This is a genomic window from Nocardia sp. NPDC060220 (assembly GCF_042727815.1).
In the GTDB taxonomy this organism is placed as follows: domain Bacteria; phylum Actinomycetota; class Actinomycetes; order Mycobacteriales; family Mycobacteriaceae; genus Nocardia.
On sequence record NZ_JBHWZY010000661.1, the window covers coordinates 1 to 3,921 of the forward strand.

Below are 3,921 nucleotides of genomic sequence, written 5' to 3' on the forward strand. Positions count from 1 at the left end.
CCTCCGACCAGCTGCAGCCCGGCACGCTCGCGGAGCTCACCAGCCCCTCGCTCTTCGCCGAGCGCAAGGTCGTCGTCGTACGGAACGCGCAGGACCTCTCCGCCGACACGATCAAGGACGTCAAGGCGTATCTCGACGCCCCGGCCGAGGAGATCACCGCCCCCTGCGTGGTACCACGCAGAACGCCTTCCACCTCGGCGTCCATGTCGGCCGGGTCCCAGCCGGAGACGTCGATCGGCGCCAGCACCGCCACGTCGACGATGCCGGGGCGGGCGATCGGTGAATCCCGCCAGGCGATCTCGCCGGCATTGCGGACCACCACCGGGATCACCGGCACGCCCGCCTGGATGGCGATATGGAAGGCGCCCTTCTTGAACGGGCCGACACCGGGGGTGAACGAGCGCGTTCCCTCCGGGGCGACCGCGATCGAGAGCCCGTCGCGCAGGGTCGAAACGACCGGGGCGAGTGCGGCTTTCGCGCGCTCGGTGTCGGTGCGGTCGATGAAGGTCACCCCGACGAACCGCATCAGCGGGCCGAACAGGGGGTGGTTGGCGAGTTCCTTCTTGCCGATGCCGGTCACCGCCCCGTCGAGCACCTTCGGGACGATGATCACGTCGAACTGGCTCTGGTGGTTGAACAGAAACACCGCGGGCCTGGGTGCGCGGGCGTTCTCGGCTCCCACCACGCGCAGCTGTACGTCGATCGCGCGCAGGGTGGCGGTGGTGGCGTCGTGCATGAGCGCGTCGGCCATCGTCTGGCGTTTGCCGGTGTAGGACTTGCGAAGTACGCCGATCAGCGCACCGCCGATGAGCCCGGCGAAGCCGGCGATGGTGCGCAGGTAGTCGACGGGGCGTGGAGCTCGGCGCAGCCGGAATGTCAGGGTGGGCCAGTCGTTGCCGATGGCGATCGCGGCCAGCGCGGGGTCCGGGTCGATCACGGTCGGCCGGGTGGCGAGTTCGAGCAGGGACAGGTCGGTCACGCTGTCGGCATAGACATAGCCGACCTCCAGGTCCGCGGCGAATTCGGCTACCGCCGTCGCTTTTCCGGTGCGCCACAGCGGTGCGCCCGCCGTGTGGCCCGTGAGAACGCCGTCTCGGACGGCGAGTTCCGTGCACAGTACGTTGTCGATGCCGAGCCGCTCGGCCACGGGCCGGACCTGGAATCGGGTGAGCTCGCTGACCATGATCACGGTGTGCCCGGCCAATTGGTGCGCGCGGACGAGCTGCCACGCCTCGGGAAACAGTCGCCCGTAGATCTGCTCGGCGAAAGCCTTGCGGCCCAGCTGCTCGAGCTCGGACTCCGAGGCACCCGCCCAGGTCTGTTCCACGGCTTGCAGGAAGCGTCCGTAGTCACCATCGCTGCCACCGCGCTGGATACCACCGAGCAGGGTGGCCCGGCGGCCGTCGCCACGACGGAACACCTTGCGTGCCAGTCCCCGTCGCGGCAGGCCGTCGACGACGGTGCCCCCGAAATCGAACACCGCGGCGATCCGTGCGCCCTGCGGACCCGACCGGATCGCGGACACTGCTTCGGCGAGTGTGCTCATCAGTTCGTGTTCCTGTTCGATGGATCGAGCGAGGCCGCCCGCGCGATGCGCTCTCCGAGATCACGCAGCTGGTCGGCGAATTCCTGGCGCTTGCCGATCAATTCGGCTTCGGCCCCCGCGGCGGCGGGTGCGATGAGGCCGTGGTTGTCGGCCAGTTTCCAGGCACTGGTGAACAGTTCCGACGACACCGATTCGGGGCTGTGCAGCCGCTGCTGCAACAGCATCTGCTTGCCGACCGCCACGCATTCGTCGATGAATTCCTTGCGATCGATCGTCGCGTCGGCAGCGCGGGCCACCAGACGCTCGGCCACCACCAGCTGCGCGTCGAAGAACGATCGCAATACCCGATGGGCCATCACGAACCCGGATTCGGTGACAGCGCCGAGGAATTGGCGATCCAGCCGGTCGTCGGGGGTGTGCTCGTCCCATTCGGGCACGATGAGGCGCACTTCCTCGATGATCTGCTCGGCGAACTCCTGCCGTTCCGGGAAGAAGAACTCGAACTTGAGCAGATCGCGCAGCGCGAAGGCCGCCTTCCACGCCGCCCGCAGCGGATCGTCACCCGGCTGTTCCACCGCGGTCAGGGCGGCCAGCTCGAGGATGGCCCGGTTGACGAACCAGTGCACCGCGCTGTTGCGATAGAACGCCGCCTCGAGGTGAACCCCGGGTTCGATCGCGTACACCGGCTCCAACCCGCCGCGGTACACGGTGACAACACCCGCGAGCGCGAGCTGCTCGAGCACCACCCGCAGGCCCTGTTCGTCACGCAGCGTGGACAATTCGCCGCTCGGTAGCCCGCGCACGGTGATGTAGCCGAGCACCGGATCGAGCACCGTGCGCACCTGCCCGAGGGTGAGCGCCCGTTCGTGCACGCCCAGCAAGGCCAGGGTGACCAGCGCGTTGACGGTGATCGGGGTGACCTCATTGATGCCGACCGCGATGTCGAAAGCCAAGCGCTGCACCGCTTTGTGCTCGGCGTCGGCCACGGCTTTCTCATCGGGAACCGTGGCGGAACCGGTCTCGGTATCGCGCAGCGGAATGGTCACCGGGCGCTGATCGAGCGGATCGCCGTGCACGCCGAGACGCTCGCGTGCCGAAAGCGCCTCGCCGAAGCGCACATACACCCGTCCCGCCGAGTGCTGCTGCAGCCGAACATATTTCGCGAGCCAGCCGATACCCTCGGCCTTCTTCGTGCCGCCCGCCTGTTCGCTCGCGATCGCCCCGAGCTCGTTGAGCCGCTCGTAGGTGATCGAGACCGGCACCAGCATCACGTCGTCGACGCGCCGCGAACGGACCGCGGCGGCAAGGTAGTTGAGTAGTCCGTAACGCGGCGGGCGAAGTTTGCCCGTCCTGGTGCGCCCGCCCTCGAAGTACCACTCCATATTGAATCGCTTGGCCAGCAGGTAGGCGAAGTACTCCTCGACGACCGCCTTGTAGACCTCGTCGTCGCCGAAGCTGCGCCGGATGAACACCGTGCCCGTGCGGCGCGCGATCGGTCCCATCGGCCAGAAGTTGAGGTTCGCGCCGCCGATCACATGGTTGGGCGGAAAATCGTTGCGCGCCAGCACGTCACCCAGGACGAACGCGTCGACATAGGAGCGGTGCGAGGGCAGGAACACCAGCGGGTGCTTGCGGTTGAGCTTGCGCAACGCGTCGAGGCCGCGCAGATCGGTGTCGACCTTCCAGGTCGAGGCGTGGACCGGTCGCATCGCCTGGGTGAACAGGTCCGAGACCAGCCGGCTCTGGGCGGCGACGAGCTCGCGTAGCGCCTTCTCCGCGTTGCGGTACACCTGGTCGGGTTCGGAGCCGATCTCGTCGGCGATGTAGTCGAGCTTGCGCTGGAATTCGGGGGAGTCGAGGATCTCCTCGGCCACCAGCTGGGGCACCTTGTAGCGATCGCCGATGACGGTGCGTTCGGCGCGTTCGAGCGCGACCACGGCGGCGCGTACGACCGCGCGCGCGAACGGATCCGCCGAGCCCGCGCGCAACAGCGCCGCGGCCTCGGGGTTGTTGGTGCGCAGCGCGCTGAGCCGGGCGGGTGCGCCGACCAGCACGCGGTGGCGGTCGGGTTCGGTGCGCAGCAGCCTGCGCTGGACGAGCCGGTTGGGTTTGCGCGGATTGGTGAGCATCGCCAGGTCGGCGAAGGTCACCCGGCGCACGCCGTCGCGTTCGGGCGGCAGCCACAACACCCGGACGGGCACCACCAGCGGGTCGTCGTGCCTGCCGACAAGGCGTTTGGTGATGGCTTTGGCGTCGAGGTCGAGCTGGGTCACCGGGGCCGTGGAGTCGATCTCCCTGCCGAGACCGCCCTGGGCGATCCAGTCGCCGATCACCGCGCGTTCGACGCCGGAGGCCGCGTCGACCAGGGCGACCAC

The 3,921-nt window shown here is 68.5% G+C and carries 2 protein-coding genes; both read right to left on the minus strand.

Going from position 1 to position 3,921, the window contains the following annotated elements; all coding sequences use genetic code 11:
* Positions 1-1,546, minus strand: a 1,546-nt coding sequence (locus tag ACFWF3_RS27255) for an HAD-IB family hydrolase (RefSeq protein ID WP_379316240.1), incomplete at its 3' end; no start/stop codon positions are given.
* Positions 1,546-3,921: glycerol-3-phosphate 1-O-acyltransferase (locus tag ACFWF3_RS27260; protein WP_379316242.1), on the minus strand; the 2,376-nt coding region annotated here is incomplete at its 5' end. The genes ACFWF3_RS27255 and ACFWF3_RS27260, both read right to left, overlap by 1 nt.